This window comes from Pseudomonas citronellolis (assembly GCF_900112375.1).
Taxonomy (GTDB): Bacteria; Pseudomonadota; Gammaproteobacteria; order Pseudomonadales; family Pseudomonadaceae; genus Pseudomonas; species Pseudomonas citronellolis.
Genome location: NZ_FOLS01000029.1, coordinates 34,575 through 54,921 on the forward strand (window position 1 = coordinate 34,575; position 20,347 = coordinate 54,921).

Annotated in this window: 18 protein-coding genes; 9 read left to right on the top strand and 9 right to left on the bottom strand. The window is 62.4% G+C overall.

The features are described from left to right. Positions 1-1,037 precede the first annotated feature (1,037 nt). The gene (locus tag BM060_RS24165) at positions 1,038-1,970 is read left to right on the top strand and encodes an NAD-dependent epimerase/dehydratase family protein (protein ID WP_074983778.1); all 933 of its coding nucleotides are present in this window, start codon (positions 1,038-1,040) and stop codon (positions 1,968-1,970) included. A 166-nt stretch (positions 1,971-2,136) separates the two neighbouring features. Next, a complete protein-coding gene (locus BM060_RS24170; RefSeq protein ID WP_074983781.1) occupies positions 2,137-2,889 on the top strand; it encodes an SDR family oxidoreductase in 753 nt (250 codons plus the stop codon). Between the two features lie 29 nt (positions 2,890-2,918). Here BM060_RS24170 and BM060_RS24175 read toward each other — a convergent pair whose 3' ends face one another. Next, positions 2,919-3,998, bottom strand: coding sequence for a saccharopine dehydrogenase family protein (locus BM060_RS24175; RefSeq protein WP_135499925.1), 1,080 nt, complete (start codon positions 3,996-3,998; stop codon positions 2,919-2,921). 317 nt (positions 3,999-4,315) lie between these two features. Between BM060_RS24175 and BM060_RS24180 the strand changes: the two genes are divergently transcribed. Next, positions 4,316-5,071, top strand: a complete 756-nt coding sequence (locus BM060_RS24180; protein ID WP_371857842.1) for a type 1 glutamine amidotransferase domain-containing protein — start codon at positions 4,316-4,318, stop codon at positions 5,069-5,071. Here BM060_RS24180 and BM060_RS24185 read toward each other — a convergent pair. The 3 genes from BM060_RS24185 to BM060_RS24195 all read right to left on the bottom strand — a co-directional run bounded on the left by BM060_RS24185 (position 5,046) and on the right by BM060_RS24195 (position 7,897). Beyond that, on the bottom strand, positions 5,046-6,032 hold the full coding sequence (locus BM060_RS24185; protein WP_159458827.1) for an alpha/beta hydrolase: 987 nt from the start codon (positions 6,030-6,032) through the stop codon (positions 5,046-5,048). The genes BM060_RS24180 and BM060_RS24185 overlap by 26 nt on opposite strands. Before the next feature lie 165 nt (positions 6,033-6,197). Then, positions 6,198-7,103, bottom strand: a complete 906-nt coding sequence (locus BM060_RS24190; protein ID WP_074983788.1) for an acetoacetate decarboxylase — start codon at positions 7,101-7,103, stop codon at positions 6,198-6,200. A 332-nt stretch (positions 7,104-7,435) separates the two neighbouring features. Continuing rightward, positions 7,436-7,897, bottom strand: a complete 462-nt coding sequence (locus tag BM060_RS24195) for a MerR family transcriptional regulator (protein WP_074983790.1) — start codon at positions 7,895-7,897, stop codon at positions 7,436-7,438. 134 nt (positions 7,898-8,031) lie between these two features. Here BM060_RS24195 and BM060_RS24200 point away from each other — a divergent pair, with 134 nt between their 5' ends. Together BM060_RS24200 and BM060_RS24205 are read left to right on the top strand one after the other, a co-directional pair. After that, entirely contained in the window at positions 8,032-8,862 is an 831-nt protein-coding gene (locus BM060_RS24200; RefSeq protein WP_074983793.1) for an alpha/beta fold hydrolase, read from the top strand. Positions 8,863-9,033: 171 nt separating this feature from the next. After that, positions 9,034-10,020 (top strand): NAD(P)H-quinone oxidoreductase, encoded by a 987-nt coding sequence (locus BM060_RS24205; protein ID WP_074983795.1) that lies wholly within the window; start codon positions 9,034-9,036, stop codon positions 10,018-10,020. A gap of 78 nt (positions 10,021-10,098) precedes the next feature. Here the strand turns inward: BM060_RS24205 and BM060_RS24210 are convergent, their stop codons facing one another. From BM060_RS24210 to BM060_RS24230, 5 genes are read right to left on the bottom strand one after another with little or no spacing between them, the layout of a single operon-like run. After that, positions 10,099-10,866: an SDR family NAD(P)-dependent oxidoreductase gene (locus BM060_RS24210; RefSeq protein ID WP_074983796.1), complete on the bottom strand. Its 768-nt coding sequence runs from the start codon at positions 10,864-10,866 to the stop codon at positions 10,099-10,101. Continuing rightward, on the bottom strand, positions 10,863-12,038 hold the full coding sequence (locus BM060_RS24215; protein ID WP_074983798.1) for an acyl-CoA dehydrogenase family protein: 1,176 nt from the start codon (positions 12,036-12,038) through the stop codon (positions 10,863-10,865). The genes BM060_RS24210 and BM060_RS24215 overlap by 4 nt, the downstream gene beginning before the upstream one ends. 24 nt (positions 12,039-12,062) lie before the next feature. Further along, complete coding sequence (locus BM060_RS24220) at positions 12,063-12,782, bottom strand: histidine phosphatase family protein (protein WP_074983800.1); 720 nt, start codon at positions 12,780-12,782, stop codon at positions 12,063-12,065. Next, positions 12,772-13,149 carry a DUF6285 domain-containing protein gene (locus BM060_RS24225; RefSeq protein WP_074983802.1) on the bottom strand — a complete coding sequence of 126 codons (378 nt, stop codon included), beginning with the start codon at positions 13,147-13,149 and terminating at the stop codon, positions 12,772-12,774. Before BM060_RS24225 ends, BM060_RS24220 begins: the two co-directional genes overlap by 11 nt. Beyond that, entirely contained in the window at positions 13,146-14,204 is a 1,059-nt protein-coding gene (locus BM060_RS24230; protein WP_074983804.1) for a phosphotransferase family protein, read from the bottom strand. Before BM060_RS24230 ends, BM060_RS24225 begins: the two co-directional genes overlap by 4 nt. A gap of 198 nt (positions 14,205-14,402) precedes the next feature. Between BM060_RS24230 and prpR the strand changes: the two genes are divergently transcribed. The 4 genes from prpR to BM060_RS24250 all read left to right on the top strand — a co-directional run bounded on the left by prpR (position 14,403) and on the right by BM060_RS24250 (position 20,268). Next, complete coding sequence (prpR, locus tag BM060_RS24235; protein ID WP_083426835.1) at positions 14,403-16,355, top strand: propionate catabolism operon regulatory protein PrpR; 1,953 nt, start codon at positions 14,403-14,405, stop codon at positions 16,353-16,355. A gap of 272 nt (positions 16,356-16,627) precedes the next feature. Then, the gene (locus BM060_RS24240) at positions 16,628-18,223 is read left to right on the top strand and encodes a long-chain fatty acid--CoA ligase (protein WP_210147054.1); all 1,596 of its coding nucleotides are present in this window, start codon (positions 16,628-16,630) and stop codon (positions 18,221-18,223) included. A 72-nt stretch (positions 18,224-18,295) separates the two neighbouring features. Then, positions 18,296-18,625, top strand: coding sequence for a DUF485 domain-containing protein (locus BM060_RS24245; RefSeq protein ID WP_074983811.1), 330 nt, complete (start codon positions 18,296-18,298; stop codon positions 18,623-18,625). Beyond that, a complete protein-coding gene (locus tag BM060_RS24250; RefSeq protein ID WP_074983813.1) occupies positions 18,622-20,268 on the top strand; it encodes a cation acetate symporter in 1,647 nt (548 codons plus the stop codon). Before BM060_RS24245 ends, BM060_RS24250 begins: the two co-directional genes overlap by 4 nt. The last annotated feature ends 79 nt before the right edge of the window (positions 20,269-20,347 follow it).

Consider the following 20,347-nt stretch of genomic DNA (forward strand, 5'->3'; position numbering starts at 1 on the left):
CCTGCGAATCCGTTTGGGGAAACGTGGAATGATCGAGCGCCGAGTCTGCGGTGAACCGACAACCGAGAGATCGAGCTTCAGATCGGCGAACTGGAAATACGAAGTCGGTTCGTAACCGGGAGCGAGGCCAGGTGTGGACATGAATGCCGATCGAGCGGAGCTGCCACGGCAGATCGACGGATCGACTCGGGGAAGATGCCGAAGCGGGCAAACGAGCGGTTTTCCCTGGTGAATTCTGCAAGGGCCATCTGCAGCTGCGCTTACCCATGACTTCGCATAATGTATATTATGTTAAATTAAATATCTGCCCATGAATCCCTGAGCCAACCCTGGCTTGCTTGCGACTGCTCGAATTTGAAACTATTTGGCTCGGATCTCGCCTCCTCGCTCTCTGGTAGCTAAAGAAGTTTCGAACGATTCCCTGAGCTCAATTTCCTGCAACTGAGTGCGGAGCTTCCCGCCGTTCATCTCAGGAGCCTCAAATAAGTGGAATTCCATTCCTTAAAGGTGGAATGCCCGTTGCAGTCGGGGTTGCGGCCATTCGCTCACTCGCGAGCCGGCCGAGCTCGCAGGCATACAGATGATCGCTGCCGTCCATAAACCTGTGTCTGCCTTTCGCGTACTGTCCGGGACGACCTTCGAAGCTAAAGCCCCCTACCCGCTGCCTGGGAATTTGAACGGCAAGAACGGCTTGGCGAAGTGGCGCAGCAAGAAGGTGTACCAGCCCAAGACCTCCAGGTTGTGGCGATCACCGGCCTGAGAGCCGAGGCGATAGCCAGAGTTAGGTGGTACCGATATTCACACCAGTCATCTCCGCACATCCCTCCCTCGAATAGCTGGAAGCATGCCCTTGACCTTAAAGCCAGCTTCAATCTTAGGGTGCGCATAAAAGCCCTGCTGTAAAAACCATCGCTGAACAGTGCCGACGTACGAAAGGCTGCGACAGATGGGCTTCGCGCCGGACGTCCCGGCATACGTGACGGCCCAGGGCCAGGCAGTTGGCAGATTGATCTTCATTCACAGTTCAAGGAAACATCATGCAAACCGTTCTAGGAGCAACCGGCCAGATCGCCATGGAGTTGGCCCGAGAACTGCGCCGTACCTACACGGACGACATAAGGCTCGTCAGCCGTAAGCCCCTCAAAATCAACGACTCCGACGCTCTGGTGGCGGCCGATCTGCTTGATGCCGATCAGGCAGCCAAGGCGGTCAAGGGCAGCAGCATCGTCTACTTCACGGCTGGTCTACCGCCGGATACCCAACTGTGGGAAACGCAGTTCCCGGTGATGCTGCGCAACTCGCTCGATGCAGCGCGAGCGGCCAAGGCCAAGTTCGTCTATTTCGACAACACCTACATGTATCCGCAGGATGACCGCGTGCTGACCGAGAGCGCTCCGTTCGAGCCCGTCGGCCGCAAGGGCCGGGTGCGCGCGCAGATGGCATCCATGGTGCAGCAGGAGATGCAGCGAGGGGACATCCCGGTGGTGATTGGCCGTGCCCCTGAGTTCTATGGGCCCGGCAAGACGCAGAGCATCACCAACACCCTGGTCATCGACAACATCAGGGCCGGCAAGACGCCCCGCGTGCCCGTGCGGGACGATACCAAGCGCACGCTCATCTGGACCCCGGATGCAAGCCGGGCGCTGGCCGCCCTGGGGAACGCATCGGACACGTTCGGGCAGACCTGGCACCTGCCCTGCGACGACGACCGCCTCACCTACAAGCAATTCGTCGCCCTGGCGTCCGAGATCTTTGGCCGGGAGCCTTCCTACAAGGTTCTCGGCAAATGGACACTGACGGCCGTTGGCCTGATATCCAAGCAGGTCCGTGAATTGCGGGAGCTGCTGCCGCGGTACGAGCACGACAACCTGTTCGACTCCTCTAAGTACAAGCAGCGTTTCCCCGATTTCAAGGTCACGACTTATCGCCAGGGGCTCACTCGGATCCTGGCCGACTCTGGCCGCAGTTAAGCCAGGAAAGACCGCCATGACTGCAGCCTCCTGCGCGTGGCCTCGAACGCAGTATTTCGGTGCGGCTCGCTAGCGCCAAAGACGGGATGTGCTCCATGTCTATAGGGGAAAGGTGCAGAGCACCAGGGCTCACTATCCTCCCCCCTTTTCTCCATGAGGGAATCAAATGAACACCGACGCCAAGAACGTCGTTATAACCGGCGCCAGCTCTGGACTTGGGGCCGGTATGGCCAGGGGGTTCGCAGCGCGTGGCTACAACCTGGCGCTGTGCGCGAGACGAGTCGATCGGCTTGAGGATCTACGGCGAGAATTGATCGCACGCTACGATGTCAGGATTGAATTGCGTGCTCTGGACGTGAACAACCATGCCGATGTCTTTCAAGTCTTCCGAGAGTTTCAACAACTCTTTGGGCACATCGATCGCATCGTCGTGAATGCGGGAGTCGGTGAGGGGCGTCGCATTGGAACGGGGCACTTCGACATCAACCGGCGGACTGCCGAAACCAACTTCATTGCGGCACTGGCTCAATGCGAGGCGGCTGTAGAAATCTTTCGCCAACAGAACTTCGGCCACCTGGTCAATATATCCTCCATGAGCGCAGTGCGAGGGCTTCCCAAGCATCTGACCACCTATGCCGCGAGCAAGGCCGCCCTCGCCCACCTGACCGAAGGCATCCGCGCAGAGCTGCTTTCGACACCCATCCGCGTCAGCGCGATCTTCCCTGGCTACATTCGCACCGAGCTCAATGCGGGCGCAAAGCGGCTACCCTTCGAGGTCGACGAAGAAACCGGATGTCGAGCCTTGGTGGCCGCTATCGAGCGAAAGCCCGCAACAGCCTATGTTCCTGCATGGCCATGGGCATTTCTTGGGGTTTTCATGCGGTTTCTTCCCCTGCGCTGGATAGTGAAGCTCAATTGATTCGAGCGACGTAACGGAACTTGAACGCACTAATCAATCCGCAGGGGACCTGACTCCGGCAGCCGGCTCACCAGGTCGGCACCGACCAGCTTCGCCGGCGTGTAAGCGCCGCCGGCGGGTTGATGCGTCATCAGGTATTCGACCACCGTCAGCGAGCCGGTGATGGTCAGGCTGTAGCCGTTCGCCGTGCGGATGCGCGCAGTTTTCCTTTCACCCCGTGCATTGATGGCCTCGCCCCAGACGAAGGTGGGCTGCAGTGCGCGTTTTTCCTCGCTGGGGCCCTTCACCGTCCTGGCGATGCGCGCCTTGATCAGCCTTTGCACCCAGCCTATTCCCAGCAACGGCCGGATATAGTTGGCGCGCCTGGCGCTGGCGATCATGCGCGGTGAGCCGGGAATGAACACTTCGATATTGGGGATGCCGGTGGTGTGGTAGGCGGTGGATACGTCGCCCCAGGGGATCGTCATCGCCTCCTTCTCGCCGTCGCCGAAATCGATCCGGCGCACCTTGTAGGCCAGCGGCACGCTGACTATCCGGCCGTCGCGGCGCACCTTGCCGCCCTGCGCCAGGCCTTCGACCGAGGTCTTGGCAGTGCCGGGCGAGAAGCCCGAGCGCGAATCGAACCCCAGCGCCAGATGCGTGGCGTCGGGCAGCGCCGCCTTCAGCGCAGCGGCAACGCAGTCCGTCGGGATGACGTCGAAGCCCACGCCGGGGCAAAGCACCACACCGGCTTGCTGCGCACGGCCATTCAACGACTGCGCCAGCTCGAACACGGCGATCTCGCCGGTAATATCCAGGTAGTGCGCGCCAGCGCGCAAACAGGCTTCCATCATGGGCGCGGCGGTGGCCGAGAACGGGCCCGCACAGTTCAGCACCAGCGAGTGCCCCTGGATCTGCCCGGCCAGCGCTGGGGCATCGTCAAGCCCGAACGCACGGGCCTGCAGACCAAGCTCGCGTGCCAGCGCCTCGACACGTTCCCGGCTCCGGCCGGCCAGCACCGGCTTGAGCCCTCGCCGAGCGGCCTCGCGGGCAATCAGCTCCCCGGTGTACCCATTCGCACCGTAGATCATCCAGCGCATCGCTGCAGGCATACTGTTTTGCGCACTCATGACATCGTTCCTGATTCGTTAATGTTCCAGAGCCTAAATGACCTGCCCATGGGACAGGGGCAACTCGACGAGCACCGTCATCGAGGGCCGGGATTGGCGCCTGCAACACCGTAACCTTGAAGTAAACTTCAATGTCAAGCCAGGTCCCTCCCATACCCCACCCATCCACTCGGAGGATTGGATAGCGCCCGGACAGGCTTGACCTTCAATCGAGGTTGAAGGTGAACATGCTTGCGCGCTGTTGAAAGCGAGCATTGAAGGAATTGAGGATGAGGCTGAAGACTATTTTTTCCGTTGCTGTGGCGGCTCTGGCCGGAATGTTTGTTTCATTGAGCAATGCGGAGCCAACCCCGGCTGGCGCAGTGACAGACAATCGACAAATCCTCGTGATCGTTACCAATCACTCCCGCTATCCGTCCAGGGCCGACACAACGGGACTTTGGCTGACCGAGCTGACGCATTTCACCGATGTCGTCGAAGCCGCGGGCTACTCCACCGTGTTTGCCAGCCCCAAAGGCGGCAAGACTCCGCTGGACGAACGCAGCATGGGGTGGCTGTACATGGATGAGTCGGCCCGGCAGCACATGAAGTCGCCGGCATTTCGCTTGCGCCTCGCCAACACGGTGCCGGTCGCCAATGTCGACCCGAGCCGGTTCAGTGCCATCTATTTCACGGGTGGCCATGGTGTCATGTGGGACTTCCCGGACAATCCGGACCTTCAGCGCGCCGCCGAAAAAATCTATGCCCAGGGAGGCGTCGTTGCAGCGGTCTGCCACGGCGTGGCCGGGTTGGTGGGTGTAAAGGACGACAAGGGAAACATTCTGATCAAGGACAGGACCGTCACCGGCTTCTCCAATCGCGAGGAACTACTGTCGGGAATGAGGAGCCAGGTGCCGTTCTTCCTCGAAGACCGGCTCGTCGCTCAGGGCGCTCGGTATCGAAAAGCCTGGCTGCCTTTCACGTCCTACGTGGTAACGGACGGCAGGCTGGTTACCGGCCAGAATCCTCAGTCAGCAGAGGCGGTGGCAAAAGCGGTGGTCACTCTCCTCACCAGCCGGCAGATGAAACACTGATGCAAGTCCGCTGCGCTCTGGATCGGTAGGTCCAGAGCGCAGCGCAACTATGCGAGCAGCGGAGCTTGGGTGCCACCCTCCCCAGAACGGACACCAAGAACTCAGCCTGGATGTCCAGGTTCCTGCTCAGGTGCGGCTCCAGATAGGGTTCGAAATGGTTGCTGTCGAGGGTGACGACCGTCACATTCGGGTTGCCGGCATTTCGTACCGACTGCTCATCGAATGGCGCGATCGTATCGCGGCTGCCGCCAATGACCAGGGTGCGGGAGGCTATCCGGCGCATCGAGTCGATTGGACGATATCCCAGCATGGTCAGGACAGAGCGTGCGGCGATGTAGTTCGGTGCGCCCGGGCCGTACAGCTCGGCACTCGCCGCCTTGGCGCCGGCGGCTCCATCTCGCGTCATGGTAGCGAAGCCACCTTCATCGGCCACGATGGGTATGTACAGTGGATTCCCTCCCCTGAAGACATCCCGCACCGCGTGCAACAGGATGCGAATTCGTGAGCGCAATGGGGTACGGCGGGACGCAGCCTTGCCATCGAGCATGGGCACTTGAGCAATGATTCCTTTCAGCTCGGGATGTCGCTCCCCTACGGTGAAAGCGATGCCTGCACCCAGGGATGACCCCCACAGGAAGATCGAGTCGCAAGCCACTTCTGGCTGAAGGGACAGGTGCTGAAGAGCGGCTTCTGCATCCGCGATGCGGTCGGGGACCGAAATCACATGCCGCGGCTCCCCCGAGCTTTCCCCCCAGCAGCGGAAATCAAAGGTCATCACGGCACACCCCAATTGCAGGAATCGGTCTCGGAACGGCGGTAGGAAAGAAGTCTGCACGCCACCCCAGCCATACATCAGCAGGATGGCAGGAACCTTGTTGGAACGACTGGCGCCGTCAGGGAGATAGACCGTTGCAGCGCAGCGCTCTCCCTGGCTGATGAAGCTGCTTTTTCTCATGCTCATGGAGTGAGGACCTTGGAGGGGGGGGGATTGCGGGACCGCCAACATCACACCGGGCAGGACTCCCCTGCCCTGCTCCAGCGCCAGTTGCTACCTGGCGCCACGACACAGGCGACAGCCAAGACCTGGTCGACCTGCAAGTGATATCTGCGGCATTCATCCGCCGCTTTAGTCGAAAACCTTCAGCGCGGTTGGCAGGTTCAGTACGATCTGCGCGTCCTTGACCACATCCAGGCGCAGCACCTTGGTAGCTCCCAACCCATCGAGCAGTTGGCTCAGCGGACCGCCGTTGCGCACCAGATTCACCTCCTTCGGCAGCAGGCGCTGGGCGAAGGACAGAGTGTTGGTCTGCACCTGCGTCTGATGCCACTGGCCGTCGACCAGGTGCACCATGGTCGTGGTTCCCATGCGCGACTGTGGCTGAACGTTCTGTAGAGCCGGAAGAGGCGCGTTCAGGGACAGGTCCGGCAGCCCCTTGGGCCCTGCTATGCGGGCGGTCACATCAGTGCCGATGTTCATCTCGATATCTGCACGCCACTTGGGCAGTTGGTAACCGTGCACGCCGCGCACCCTGGCGATCTCGGTGGTCACGGGCAATGCCAGTACATGCGCGACGAAGCTGCGTCGCCGAATGGAATCGAGCAGCTCCAGGGCATGGGGCTTCCGGCTACCGGGCCGGCGAATGACGATGGCGACGGATACTTCGTCGTAGGGATCGTTATCGCAAACCGAGTACGAGAAGAAGGTCAGCGCCACCAGGCCGTAGCCGGGCAACGCGCGGAGCGGCTCCAGCGGCATCGGCAGGGTCGCCTTCAGCCGGTCGATGGGCGCGAGAAAAAGCAGCTGGATGCTGCTTGAGCGGTAATAGAAATTCGGGGCCCACGTCGGCCCGACCCTGGAGGCGACCAGTTGCTTAGGGATTCTACGGAAGAAATCGATGTTGCCGGCTGCCGGGTCGCGCGCGACCTCGTCGAGGTTCGGGTTCATTCGGTAGCGGTCGTAGTAGCCACCGGCAAGTACCTCGACCTTCTGCGATCCGAATTCGACTTCAGTGAAGCGCCTGCTCATGTTCATTGACCTTCCTCGATGATTGCCTTGGCAGATGGTTCGGGTGCCGGGCCACACAGGCCTGCCGCAATCACTCTAAGGTTCAACCAAGCTTCAAGGTCAAGGGAGCCTGGCCTTATTGCCTGCATTCACACGGCTTATCGAGCCCGCGCGCCGGAGCCGTTGAACGCCTTTCCCCCGCCCACCTGAAGGCACGCGAGGGGTAAACATGAATACATTCCTGGGTTCCAGCGCGCGCTTTATGCGCCCAAACCGCTGAGCTGCCTGATCGCTGGTCGGCCCGACAAGCCGTTTCGATGGAAGCCAGGCAGCATGCCCGGCTTTTCCGGGGCCGGGGCTCATTCGACGGAAGCGCTACGGCCCTTGGTCTGTTTGCGGGGCCGCATTGTCACACTGCCCTCTTGGCGCAGACGCTCCAGCACCCGCTGGGTATTGTCTGCGCACTGCATCCCTTCCGGCTTGCTCTCGATGCCCTCGATGGCCACCAGCAGCTGTGCCTTGTTCTGCTCCAGGCGCTTCTGCAGCACCTCGATCTCGCCCACCTTGCGCCTGAGGCCCTCCAGCAGCTCGCCATGCTGCCAGCCACTGGCGTTCAGCGGAAGCAAGGGGCGGATCTCCTCCAGCGAGAAGCCCGCGCTCTGGGCGCCAGTGATGATCTCCAGGATCACCAGCGTCTCCGGCGCGTAGTCGCGGTAGCCATTGGCCTTGCGCTCCACCGAGTTGATCAGGCCACTGGCCTCGTAGAAGCGAATGCGCGAAGGCGCCAGCCCACTGAGCTTCGCCAGCTCTCCAATTCTCATGCAGCACCCTCGAAAAAAGCGTTGACCTTAAAGCTTACTTTAAACCTACAGTGATTGGACGGCCAAGCGATGGGGCGTTCACGCGGTGTCGCATCGTTGGTCGCCGAACTCCACCTCACACAGGAGATGCGAACATGGGATACGTCACCACGAAGGACGGGGTTGAAATCTTCTACAAAGACTGGGGCCCGCGGGACGCCCAGGTAATCCACTTCCACCATGGTTGGCCGCTCAGTGCCGACGATTGGGATGCCCAGATGCTCTTCTTCCTGGCCAACGGCTTCCGCGTCGTCGCCCACGACCGCCGCGGGCACGGGCGTTCGAGCCAAGTGTGGGACGGCCACGACATGGATCACTACGCCGACGATGTCGCTGCGGTGGTCAATCATCTTGGCACCCAGGGCGCGGTTCACGTCGGCCACTCCACCGGCGGCGGCGAAGTCGTCCACTACATCGCCCGCCATGGCGAGGACCGTGTTTCCAAGGCCGCCATCATCAGCGCCGTCCCGCCGCTGATGGTGAAGACCGACAGCAATCCTGGCGGCCTGCCCAAGCAGGTATTCGACGACCTGCAGGCCCAGCTCGCGGCCAACCGCGCGCAGTTCTACTACGACGTGCCCGCAGGCCCCTTCTACGGCTACAACCGCCCAGGCGCGAAGCCCTCGGAAGGCATCATCTGGAACTGGTGGCGCCAGGGCATGATGGGCTGCGCCAAGGCCCACTACGACGGCATAGTCGCGTTCTCGCAGACGGACTTCACCGAGGACCTGAAGAAAATCACCATCCCGGTCCTGGTGATGCATGGTGACGACGACCAGATCGTCCCCTATGAGGATTCGGGCCTGCTCTCGGCGAAGCTGCTCCGGAACAGCACGCTGAAGACCTACTCCGGCTTCCCCCACGGGATGCCGACCACCGAAGCCGATACGATCAACGCCGACCTGCTTGCCTTCATACGCGGCTGACAAGCCCGGGAGCCAGGTGCACATATCCTGGCTCCCCTTCTTTCCTGGCCGATCAGACCAGCGTCAGCTCCGCCCCCTCCCAACGACCCGTGGTCAGATCAGCCATTCCCACGCTGCGTCAATTCTTATACCGAGGTTCGCAATATGAACGCGCCCAACATTCCTTCCCATATGACAGCCATTGAGATCAGCCGCCCGGGAGGGCCGGATGTTCTGGTCCCGGTCCAGCGGCCCACTCCTCGTCCGAGTGAAAGGGAAGTGCTGATCAAGGTGCATGCCGCCGGCGTGAATGGGCCTGACGTCCTCCAGCGCAAAGGTCTCTATGATCCGCCTCCTGGCGCCTCGGATATTCCCGGGCTGGAAATATCCGGCGAAATCGTGGCGCTGGGCGCCGAGGTAAGAAATTTCGCCATCGGTGACAAGGTGATGGCCCTGGTTCCCGGTGGCGGCTACGCCCAGTACGCCGTTGCAGACGAGCGCACCACTCTCCATCTGCCCGAAGGCTTGAGTCTGGAAGAAGCGGCGGCCTTGCCGGAAACCTTCATGACCGTCTGGACCAACCTGTTCCAGAGAGGGCAGTTCAAGGCCGGGGAATCGGTGCTGATCCATGGCGGCGCTTCCGGAATCGGCACAACGGCCACCATGCTGGCCAGAGCTTTCGGTGCCTCGCAGATCTTCACCACGGTGAAGAACGAGGAACAGCAGGCCGCCAGCCGGTCTCTGGGCTCGGATCACCCCATCGACTACACCCGGCAGGATTTCGTGGAAGAGGTCATGCGCGAGACCGGGGGACGAGGCGTCGACGTGGTGGTCGACATCATCGGCGGGGACTACGTCGATCGAAACTTCCAGGCAGCGGCCATGAACGGCCGCATCGTTCAGATCGGGCTGATCAAAGGGCCCGCGGCCACCGTCAATTACTTCCAGATGCTGGTGAAGCGCCTGACACATATCGGCTCGACCCTGCGCTCCCGAACCCACGATGAGAAAAAGGCGATCATCGATGAGCTCGAGAGCCAGGTCTGGCCCCATGTACGCAAGGGGGAAGTCAAACCCCTGCTTTGCAAGACCTTCGGCCTCACGCAGGCTCGTGCGGCGCATGAAATGATGGACGCCAGTCAGCACATCGGGAAGATCATCCTGACCGTCGAGGCCTGACGATCGCGGTCGGCTCGTTCCCCGTCATGATCCAGGCTCGCCTCCCTGCCACAGCTATTGCTGGCAGGGAGGCCTGCCTTAGAGCGCAGAGCAGGAATGGCCACCGTCGACAACGATTTCCGCGCCGGTCATGCTCCGGCCGGCCTCCGAAGCCAATAGCAGAAGCGCCCCGTCCAGATCCTCGTAGGTACAGAACTGCCCGGAGGGAATGCGCTTTCTCAGGCGCTCGCCTGCATCGCTGGCAAGAAAGTCCTGGTTCAGTTCGGTCACCACATAGCCCGGGGCTATCGCGTTGATCCGGATGCGGTGACGGGCAAGCTCCAGGGCCATGGAGCGCGTCAGGTGACCCAGACCGGCCTTGGCCGCGCAGTATGGCCCGACCCCGCCGCCTACACGCGAGGCGAGAATCGAGGTGATGTTGATCAGGCTGCCGCCACGCCCCGCAGCCACCATCCTGCGTGCCGTCTCCTGCGCAACGACCCAGGCGCCCTTGAGATTGGTATCCAGTACCGCATCCCAGTCACTGTCCTCGTAGTCGAGGACACGCTTCGTGTTACTGACGCCGGCGTTGTTGACGACGATATCGAGCCCTGCCAGGTCCCATTGGATGCTGTCCAGGCACGCATTGACCGATTCGCGCGAGGTGACGTCGAGCTCATACGCCGTTGCTTCCAGTCCCTGCTCGCGCAACTCGAGAACAAACGCGTCAAGGCGATCGAGTCGCCGCGCGGCGACTGCCACGTGGGCGCCAGCCACCGCCAGGGTTCGAGCGAAGTGCCTGCCGAGCCCGCTGGAAGCCCCCGTCACCAGGGCGCGTTTGCCGCTGAGGTTGAACAGTTGGTTCATCGCCCGCCTCCGCTCACCCTATCCAGAATCTTGCGAGCCAGGCTCATGCGGTGAACTTCGTTCGGGCCGTCATAGATCCTGAAGGCTCGCGCGTCACGGAAGATCCGGTCGACGATGGCCTCGCTAGTGACGCCCTGCCCGCCCAGCACCTGGACGCTACGGTCGATGACCCGCCAGATTCCCTCCGAGCTGATGACCTTGGCCATGCTGGATTCAACGTTGCCCCGCTCCCCCTGGTCCAGCACCCAGGCGCAATGCCAGATGGCCAGGCGCGTGGTCAGCAGGTCCATTTCGTTGTCGGCGAGCATGAACCCAACCCCCTGATGCTCGCCAAGTTTCTTGCCGAAAGACTCCCTTCGGCTGGCGTAGCGGCAGGCAACCTCATGGGCGCGGCGAGCCTGCCCCAGCCATCGCATGCAATGAGTCAGCCGGGCAGGCGCCAGGCGAACCTGGGCATAGCGAAACCCCTTGCCCACTTCACCCAGCACATCGCTGGCAGGGACTCGCAGATTCTCGAAGCGCAAGACGGCATGGCCACCGGTGAAGCAGCTATCCAGCGAATCCATCATCCGCTCGAGAATGAACCCCGGGCGGTTGGTATCGGTGAGGAACATGGTCGCGTGCCCCTCCTCGGTACGCGCCATGATGATGGCGAAGCCTGCGCCATCGGCGCCGGTGATCAGCCACTTGTGGCCGTTGATGATGAAATCGTCGCCGTCGCGAACCGCGGTGGTGGTCAGCATCGATGGATCCGAACCTGCGCCAGGCGAGGGTTCGGTCATGGCGAAACAGGAACGGATGTGGCCCTGCGCGAGCGGACGCAGCCAGCGGTCTTTTTGCGCCGGCGTTGCGACCACCTCCATCAGGTGGATGTTGCCTTCGTCGGGGGCATGGATATTCATTGCGGTGGGACCGAGCGGCGAGTAGCCAGCCTCTTCGAACACAACCGCCTTGGCGACGTGCGACAAGCCCTGGCCGCCCATCTCGGCAGAGGCATGCGGGGTCAGCAACCCCCAGGCACGTGCCCTCTCGACCAACGCTTGCCGCAGCTCATCCGAGGGGCCGTGGGAGCTCTGGCGAGGGTCGTTCTCCATGGGAATGACTTCTTCTGCGATGAAGTCGCGCACACGTTTCTGCAGGGATTGGAGCTCTTCGGGAAGGGAGAAATTCATGGATGGTTCCTGTCATCGGGAAGATCAGGCCGTCAGGCTTTCCGGCTGGATAGCCCTGAAGAGGTTTTCCAGAACGGTGTCGTGGATCCCTGCCTTGTGAGGGCTATAGGGGGTGTAGTTGAGCGTACGGATGACGGCGCCGAGCAATTGACCGTCCCGGGTATCGATGTCCAGCACGTTCAGGCACGCGGGATCCTGTTCGAACGCCGCGATCGCGCCGAGCCCCAGGCCGGTGGCCCAGCTCAGGATCACGCGGTTGACGGCGTCGTGGCTGACGATCAGGACGCTCTGCCATGACGGGTCCTGGATGAGGCCCTGGAAAAGGCCGAGGATGCGCGACTGGAATTCGTCCCAGCGCTCTCCGCCGAGAAAGCGGGCATTCACGGCACCGGCATTCCGATAAGCGCCCAGCACCTGCTCGGGCAGCGACTCGCGCTCCAGTTCGCGCAGGCGACCGGCACGTATTTCGCGTAGTTCGGGCAGAGACTCGATGGGCACGCCATGGCCCGGCAATATCAGCTCGAGCGTCTGCCTCGCGCGGGGGTAATCGGAGCACAGGGCCCTGTCAACGCGAGCATCCTGCAGCACCTGGCCGAGCGCCCATGCCTGCTGCGCCCCTTTCTGCGAGAGCGGAACATTGCGTGGGTCCAGGGGTTTGCCTTGCTCATCGAAATACTCGACATGCCCGTGGCGGACCAGGTAGCAACGGCGTCGACGCACACCGGCGAAGGCTTCAGCGGCCATGGTTCAGGACCTTGGGGTTGCTGACACTCAGCCGGGCCTCGGTGATCGCGGTCAGCGCTTGCTGCAAGCTCGCCTGCCCGGCTCCCGGCCGGTCGAAGTCTCCCTGGCGGATCAGCTTCACGAGTGTGCCCAGGGCCCGCTCATGGGGCAGATGGGGAATGCCCTGTGGTTCCAGCACATGATCCAGCGCGTGGCTCTCCAGGTCGGCGACCTGTTCTCCAAGCTCCAGCTCTCGGACGGCGATCGCCAGCGCATTGGCAACCATCCTGCATTGGTAATGCAGTTCGCTCGGCAGCGAGGGAAGCAACGCTTCCAGCACGGTGCTACGGGCGGCTACCAGTAGATCCACTGCATTCGGGGCAATCATGGCCGGGCTCCTGTGAGAGAAAGGATCTCGTATTCCAGTTCCGGGATCAGCCGCCCGGTCAGGGCCAGCTCCAGCGAGCGCTGCTGTCCGGTGAGATGCCGCTGCGCCTGTTGCAGCGCGATCAAGGCCCAGCGGACATGGGCCATCAGCTGCCAGAACCGGAGTTCTTCCAGCGTCGGACGCAAGCCCGAAACACTCGAATACCCTTCGAGAAAATCGTCCAGTTGCCCGATGCCGCCGGCCTCCCGGTCCGGCCGGGCGAAACGCCAGCAGCGCGCGGTGAACCAGCCCAGGTCCTCACGGGGGTCGCCCCACCCCGCGAACTCCCAGTCCAGCACGCCGACCAGGCGCCCCTGGTCCACCATGTAGTTGCCAGTGCGGTAATCGCGATGAATCAGCCTTGGCGCAAGCGCGTCCGGCCGGTTCAGCTCGCACCAGCGCAAACCCCATTCGATGACGGGATGGGCAATGGGCAACTCATCGAGGTATTGGCGGTAGAGATCGATATCGCGCTGAATCGGATCGATGGCGGCCGCATGCAGGAAATCGAGTTCAGCATGGTCGGGCTTCACTTCATGGAGCAACGCAAGGTTGGCACCAAGCTCCCGGCAAAGGTCTCTCCGCGCCAGTTCGAGGGCCTTGTCCGTCGTGAGCCGGAAGCCGCTGGCGGTCCCCTCCAGGGCCGCCATGAGAAAGAAGTCGCGCCCCAATATCCCGGGGTCACGGCATAGCCAAAGCGGGTCCGGTACCGTGACGCCGGCCTGGTGTACCGCCTGCAATACGGCGAACTCCTGGGCTCGCCCCATGCTGACGGCAACCGTTGACGGCGCATCCGTACGCAACACCCAGCGCTTCTCGATCGGTTCCCCATGCACCAGGACGCTGGCGCTCAGTAACCAGTTTTCCTGGATGGCACCGCCGGAGAGCCGTTCGCAGGATTCGATTTCGACATGCTCGTAGGCAAACTGGCAGGCCAGGCGGGCTGCCAAGGGCGCCAGAGCCGAGGGGACATCGATTCGGGGAAGATCGGAGTTGGGGGCTGAAGGGCTATGCATGGATAAAGCTTGCTCTGGTTTGTGACGTGCAAGAGGCAGAGCAAGAGCCGTTCCAGCTGCAGAAAATCTATATTTTCCTATTAAAAATCAGATGCTTATGAATTCGCGCGATTGATAAGGAGTCTTCCCTGCTGGATTGTTCGTTGCAATTCTGAAACCTTGATTGCAGGTTGGAAAATGAATTGCACGAGACTCCCCATGGCCACAGAGCAGCATTACCTACCCCGCATCGTCGCCCTCATCAACCATCTCCGCACTCCCCATGGCCCCAACAGCATGTCCCGCATCGTCGAGAAGGTCGTGCCCCTCTACAGCCAGCGGGCCCACGTGGAGATCGTCGAAACGACCATCGATGAGCTGCGCCAGATCGGCAAGGCCCTGGAAGGCCGGCAGGATGTCGACATCATCATCTGTTCGGGCGCAACCGCGGATTACCTCCGGCGACATATCTCCACCGCGATCCTGTCGATTCGCATGGGCGAATACGATCTGATCCGGGCGCTGGACATCGCCAAGGCGCGGGCGACGAAAGTCGGCATCGTCAGCTTCCAGCGGGGCCACCCGGAAATCGACGCCATGGCCTCGCTGTTCACCGTCGACGTGCGCCAGGCCACCTACACCAACCTGAATGAAGTCCAGGAACAGATTCGCCGGCTGGTCGATGAGGGTTATCGGGTGATCGTCGGCTCCTCGACCGCTGTCGAAATCGCAGAGGCGGCCGGCGCCCAGGGCGTCCTGGCATTGAACGAAGACGCCGTGAAGAGAGCGCTCGATGAGGCCCTGGCGATCTGCCGCAGCAGGTCCCAGGCCCTCATCCAGCAACAGTGGCTGAACGCCGTGCTGCGAAACCTCAACGACGGCGTGATCGCCGTGGATGCCAAGGGTATCGTCCAGTCACTGAATCCCCGGATGGCACAGATGCTCGGCGTCACCATCGAATGGGCGCAGGAACGCCCATTCGCCGAAGTCATGCCCGACCTGGACATCAGCCTTGCCATCGGCCAGGGCGAAAGCGACGAAAGCCGGATCATTCGCGCCGGTGGGCGGGTGCTGGCAGCCAACGTCACGCCGATCATCGAACATGGCAAAGCGAATGGCGTGGTGGTCTCCTGCCAGGAAACGAACACGATCCAGCGCGCGGACCGGAGAATCCGCAGCCAGGCCCGCCCCCGGCAATTCACCGCTCGATATCGCTTTGATCAGCTACTCGGCCAGGCGCCGGGGTTTCGCACGGTGCTGGAACTGGCTCGGCGCTACGCCGGTACGGACTCCACCGTGCTGATCACCGGCGAAAGCGGGACCGGAAAGGAGTTGCTCGCACAAAGCCTGCACAATGCGAGCCCCCGACAACCGGGGCCCTTCGTGGCGATCAACTGCGCAGCCTTTCCGGAGACGCTATTGGAAAGCGAACTGTTCGGCTACGAAGAGGGCGCGTTCACCGGCTCTCGCAAGGGCGGGAAGTCCGGCCTGATCGAGGCCGCGCACACTGGGACCCTGTTCCTGGATGAAATCGGCGATATGCCGGTGACCCTGCAAACCCGCTTGTTGCGTGTGCTGCAGGAACGAGAGGTCCTGCGTCTCGGCGCCTCGGAGCCCACGCCCGTGGATATCCGCATCGTAGCCGCGACCCATTGCGACCTGCGGGCCCGGGTGGCCGATGGCCGCTTTCGCGAAGACCTCTATTACCGGCTGAACATTCTTCGCCTCGCCGTCCCTCCTCTCAGGGAGCGCCCGGAAGACATCCAACTGCTGGCCGGCTCGATCCTGCGCAAGCTTTCGCTCGCGCCGGAACACATTCTTGCCGGGCAAGCGGTTCTGGATGAACTGATGCCATACCTTCAGGCTTACCGTTGGCCCGGCAACATTCGCGAACTGGAAAACCTGGTGGAGCGCGCGGCACTTTCCGCCCAGGCGATGGGCGCCAGCAGCGTCGCATTGTCCACCTTGTTCCCCGAGTTGCTCGAAGACAGCCTGTGCCCCTCCTCCCCGCCATCCGCCGACGCTCCGCAGTTGGACCTGCGGAGCGTCGGCAAGGCCAGCGAAATCGCCCACGCGCGCAAGGTGCTCGAAGCATGCAACGGGGACATGGACGAGGCCGCCCGGCAACTTGGCATCAGCCGGACCACGCTCTGGCGCCGCCTCCGCACTTGAGCCGTGGCAATTCAGAAATGAAACCTCGCGGCGGCGAGTTCATTACAGAATTGAAATCGACGCGGAGCCAAGCGGCCCGACTCAAGTCGTAGCCTGATCGGGAATGCGTTTTATCCAATTGAAATGAAATGAGTTTCTGCCGCCGGGAAGGATCCGGACAGGCAATGGCACACCCCTTGCTCAACCCTCTGCCAAAGGCTGCGAGTCGCCCCTCGATGCCTGCGGATAGCCAAACAAGAAAAAGGCGGAGGTTGCCTGTGCAAGGTTTGATGATGAACTTCAACCTCGGTATTGCCGCAATCATGCGGCATGCCCTCCAGGTTGCAGCGGATACCGAGATCGTTTCCCTGTTCGCCGATGGCCGTGTGCATCGCTACCGCTATGCGCAAGCCTTCGCGCGAGCCGCGCGGCTGGCGAATGCGCTCGACGATCTGGCCTGCCCGCCCAATGCGAGGGTAGGCACCCTGGCCTGGAACGATCATCGTCATTTCGAACTGCACTACGCGGTTCCCTGTTCCGGACGCGTCTGCCACACCATCAACCCCAAGCTCTTCCCCGAGCAGATCCGGTTCATCATCCGCCATGCGCAAGACGACCTGCTGTTCATCGACCCGCAGTTCATCCCCCTTGTCGAAGGGCTTCGCGATGAGCTTCCATCGGTGCGGCATTTCATCGCCCTTTGTGGCGAAGACGAATTGCCGGCCAGCACCCTTCCCAACCTCCTGAGCTACGAACGCCTGCTGTCCCGGGCGAGCGAGGCCTGCGACTGGCCGGAGATCGACGAACGCCAGGCCAGCGGCCTCTGCTACACCTCCGGCACGACCGGCGATCCCAAGGGGGTGTTGACCAGCCACCGCAGCGCCGTCCTGCACAGCATGTCGCAGAACATGGCGGACAAGGTGGGACTGCGCGCCGTGGACGTGGTGATGCCGATGGTTCCCATGTTCCATGTCAACGCCTGGGGCATGCCCTACACCTCGGTGATGGCCGGAGCCAAGCTGGTATTGCCGGGCCCCAACGTGGGCGACGCGGCGAAGATGATCCGCTTGATCAACGAGGAAGGCGTCACCTTCTCGCTGGCCGTTCCGACGATCTGGGCGAACATCAGCCAGCAGCTGGCCGCTGGAGGTGGTGCGATACCGACCTTGAGAAGGGCCGTTACCGGTGGCGCCGCCTGCCCCCTTTCCCTGCTCGAGGCCATGGCCCGCCATGGTGTCGTTCTGGAGAATGGCTGGGGCATGACGGAGCTCAACCCGCTGGGTAGCTACAACCGCCACCAGCCCTGGTACGAGGAGCTCGACCCCGATGCCCGCGGCGAGCAATCGCTCAAGTCGGGGCGCCCGCTGTTTGGCGTGGAGATGCGTATCGTCGACGACGCCGGGCAGGTTCTTCCGCACGATGGACTGACCTCGGGCGTGCTGCAGGTGCGCGGTCCCTGGGTACGCAGTGGCTATTTCGGCCAGGACGGCTCGGACGACTGGTTCGATACCGGCGACATGGCCACCCTCGATCCGCGTGGATACATGCAGATAACCGATCGCATCAAGGACGTCATCAAGTCCGGCGGCGAATGGATCTGCTCCGTGGAAATCGAGAATGCCGTGATGGCGCACCCCCTGGTGGCCGAAGCCGCGGTGATCGGGGTACCGCACCCGCGCTGGAGCGAGCGTCCCCTCCTGGTGGTGGTGCCGCGCTGCCGCGAAACGGCGCCCAGCCACCAGGAGCTGATCGGCTTCCTGGACGGCAAGGTGCCCAAGTGGTGGATCCCCGATGCCAGCGAGCTGCTGGACGCGTTGCCGCTTACCGCCACCGGCAAGATCAGCAAGAAAACCTTGCGCGAGCGCTACACCGACTACAGCTGGCGCTGAACTCCCCTCCTGATAACGGCCCGTCCATACGGGCCGATGGATCGCCCTACAACAAAAACAAGTGGAGGCTCCATGACCATCCCCCCCAAAAGCCATACCGATCATTACCGGCGAATTCGCCAGGATCCGAAGTTCATCGCCCTTAGCCGTGCGCGTGGCCGTACCAGTTGGTGGCTGACGATCGTGGTGCTGAGCGGCTACTTCCTCTTCATGGGCGTTGCCGCAAGCGATCCCCAACTCCTTCATCGTCCTCTCTACCCTTCCAGCCACATCAGCCTTGGCATTCCCCTGGGCGCCTTGCTGATCGTTGCCGGATGGTCGCTGACAGGCTGGTACGTGCATCGAGCCAACAACCACTACGACCGCCTCAACCAAAGCATCATCCAGGAGAGCCAGGAATGAAACGAATCTGCGCAGCCTGCCTGATCGCCCTGCCGCTCTTCGCCCACGCCAGCGAGGCCGGCCGTCAGGAGCCCAACCTGAACGCCATTGCGATGTTCGTGCTATTCGTGGGCATCACCCTGCTGATCACCTGGTGGGCGGCGCGGCGCACCCGGTCCGCGCATGACTTCTACACGGCCGGAGGTGGCATCACCGGTCTGCAGAACGGGCTGGCCATCGCCGGCGACTACATGTCGGCCTCCACCTTGCTGGGCATCTCCAGCATGGTGTTCGCCAAAGGCTACGATGGCATGATCTACGTCACCGGCTTCTTCGTCGGCTGGCCGGTGCTGACCTTCCTGATGGCCGAGCGCCTGCGCAACCTGGGCCGCTACACCTTCGCCGACATCGTCTCCTATCGGCTCGACCAGCGCAGGATCCGCATACTGGCGGCCTGCGGCTCGCTGACGGTGGTGAGCTGCTACCTGCTGCTGCAGATGGTCGGCGCCGGGCAACTGATCAAGCTTCTATTCGGCCTGGACTATAACGTCGCCGTGGTAGTGGTCGGTGTGCTGATGCTGGTTTACGTGGTGTTCGGCGGAATGCTGGCCACGACCTGGGTCCAGATCACCAAGGCCGTTCTTTTGCTCGCCGGTGGCACCACGCTCATGCTGCTGGCCCTGGAGCGGTTCGATTTCAGCCTGGAAACCCTGGCCCGGCGCGCGGTGGAAAGCCATGCCAATGGCTGGAGCATCATGGGGCCGGGCAGCATGCTGGCCAACCCGGTCAATGTGGCCTCCATGGCCATAGGCCTGGTGTTCGGCCTGGCTGGCCTGCCCCACATCATGATGCGCTTCTTCACCGTGCCCAATGCGCGGGAAGCCCGTAAATCGGTGCTCTACGCATCCGGCTTCATCGGCTTCTTCTTCCTGGTGGTCTGCGTGCTCGGCTACTCCTCCATCGTCATCGTCGGCACCGACCCGCAGTACTTCGTCGATGGCAAGCTGGGTGGAGCCTTGCTTGGGGGCGGCAATATGGTCGCTATGCACCTCGCCAAGGCCGTTGGCGGGAATCTGTTCCTCGGCTTCATCTCGGCGGTGGCCTTCGCCACCATACTGGCCGTCGTTGCCGGCCTCACCCTGGCGGGCGCCTCGACCATCTCCCACGACCTCTACGGCATGGTCTACAAGCGCGGCCAGGCCAGCGAAGCGCAAGAGATGCGCATTTCCCGCTTCGCCGTGCTCGGGCTCGGGGTGCTGGCTATCGCGCTGGGCATGCTCTTCGAGCAGGTGAACATCGCCTTCCTGGTGGGGTTGACCTTCGGCATCGCCGCATCGGCCAACTTCCCGGTGCTGATAATGGCCATGTACTGGAAGGGGCTGACCACCCGCGGCGCCATCTGGGGTGGGCTGAGCGGGCTGATCGCGGCGCTCGTGCTGGTCGTTCTTTCCCCCACCGTATGGGTGACAGTGCTTGGCCATGCCAAGGCCCTGTTCCCCTATGACCACCCGGCGTTGTTCGCCATGCCCCTGGCCTTCGGCATGATAGTGGTGGTCTCGAAGCTCGACCGCAGCGCACGTGCCGATAGGGACCGAGAGGGTTTCGAGGATCAACGGGTTCGCGCCGAAACGGGCCTGGGTATCGCCACAGCGCTCAGCCACTGAGCCCCTGACCGGGGAGCGAAAAATCGTCCGGCGTGGAGGGGAACCGGTCGCCCTCCACGCCCGGGCGACCGCGCGCCCC

Bases quoted from the DNA above. Each gene is read 5' to 3' on its own strand.
- BM060_RS24245 (WP_074983811.1), top strand. From the start codon at position 18,296: ATGACCATCCCCCCCAAAAGCCATACCGATCATTACCGGCGAATTCGC.
- BM060_RS24165 (WP_074983778.1), top strand. From the start codon at position 1,038: ATGCAAACCGTTCTAGGAGCAACCGGCCAGATCGCCATGGAGTTGGCC.
- prpR (WP_083426835.1), top strand. From the start codon at position 14,403: ATGGCCACAGAGCAGCATTACCTACCCCGCATCGTCGCCCTCATCAAC.
- BM060_RS24240 (WP_210147054.1), top strand. From the start codon at position 16,628: ATGAACTTCAACCTCGGTATTGCCGCAATCATGCGGCATGCCCTCCAG.
- BM060_RS24195 (WP_074983790.1), bottom strand. From the start codon at position 7,897: ATGAGAATTGGAGAGCTGGCGAAGCTCAGTGGGCTGGCGCCTTCGCGC.
- BM060_RS24200 (WP_074983793.1), top strand. From the start codon at position 8,032: ATGGGATACGTCACCACGAAGGACGGGGTTGAAATCTTCTACAAAGAC.
- BM060_RS24175 (WP_135499925.1), bottom strand. From the start codon at position 3,998: ATGAGTGCGCAAAACAGTATGCCTGCAGCGATGCGCTGGATGATCTAC.
- BM060_RS24230 (WP_074983804.1), bottom strand. From the start codon at position 14,204: ATGCATAGCCCTTCAGCCCCCAACTCCGATCTTCCCCGAATCGATGTC.
- BM060_RS24215 (WP_074983798.1), bottom strand. From the start codon at position 12,038: ATGAATTTCTCCCTTCCCGAAGAGCTCCAATCCCTGCAGAAACGTGTG.
- BM060_RS24225 (WP_074983802.1), bottom strand. From the start codon at position 13,149: ATGATTGCCCCGAATGCAGTGGATCTACTGGTAGCCGCCCGTAGCACC.
- BM060_RS24250 (WP_074983813.1), top strand. From the start codon at position 18,622: ATGAAACGAATCTGCGCAGCCTGCCTGATCGCCCTGCCGCTCTTCGCC.
- BM060_RS24185 (WP_159458827.1), bottom strand. From the start codon at position 6,032: ATGAGCATGAGAAAAAGCAGCTTCATCAGCCAGGGAGAGCGCTGCGCT.
- BM060_RS24170 (WP_074983781.1), top strand. From the start codon at position 2,137: ATGAACACCGACGCCAAGAACGTCGTTATAACCGGCGCCAGCTCTGGA.
- BM060_RS24205 (WP_074983795.1), top strand. From the start codon at position 9,034: ATGACAGCCATTGAGATCAGCCGCCCGGGAGGGCCGGATGTTCTGGTC.
- BM060_RS24210 (WP_074983796.1), bottom strand. From the start codon at position 10,866: ATGAACCAACTGTTCAACCTCAGCGGCAAACGCGCCCTGGTGACGGGG.
- BM060_RS24220 (WP_074983800.1), bottom strand. From the start codon at position 12,782: ATGGCCGCTGAAGCCTTCGCCGGTGTGCGTCGACGCCGTTGCTACCTG.
- BM060_RS24190 (WP_074983788.1), bottom strand. From the start codon at position 7,103: ATGAACATGAGCAGGCGCTTCACTGAAGTCGAATTCGGATCGCAGAAG.
- BM060_RS24180 (WP_371857842.1), top strand. From the start codon at position 4,316: ATGTTTGTTTCATTGAGCAATGCGGAGCCAACCCCGGCTGGCGCAGTG.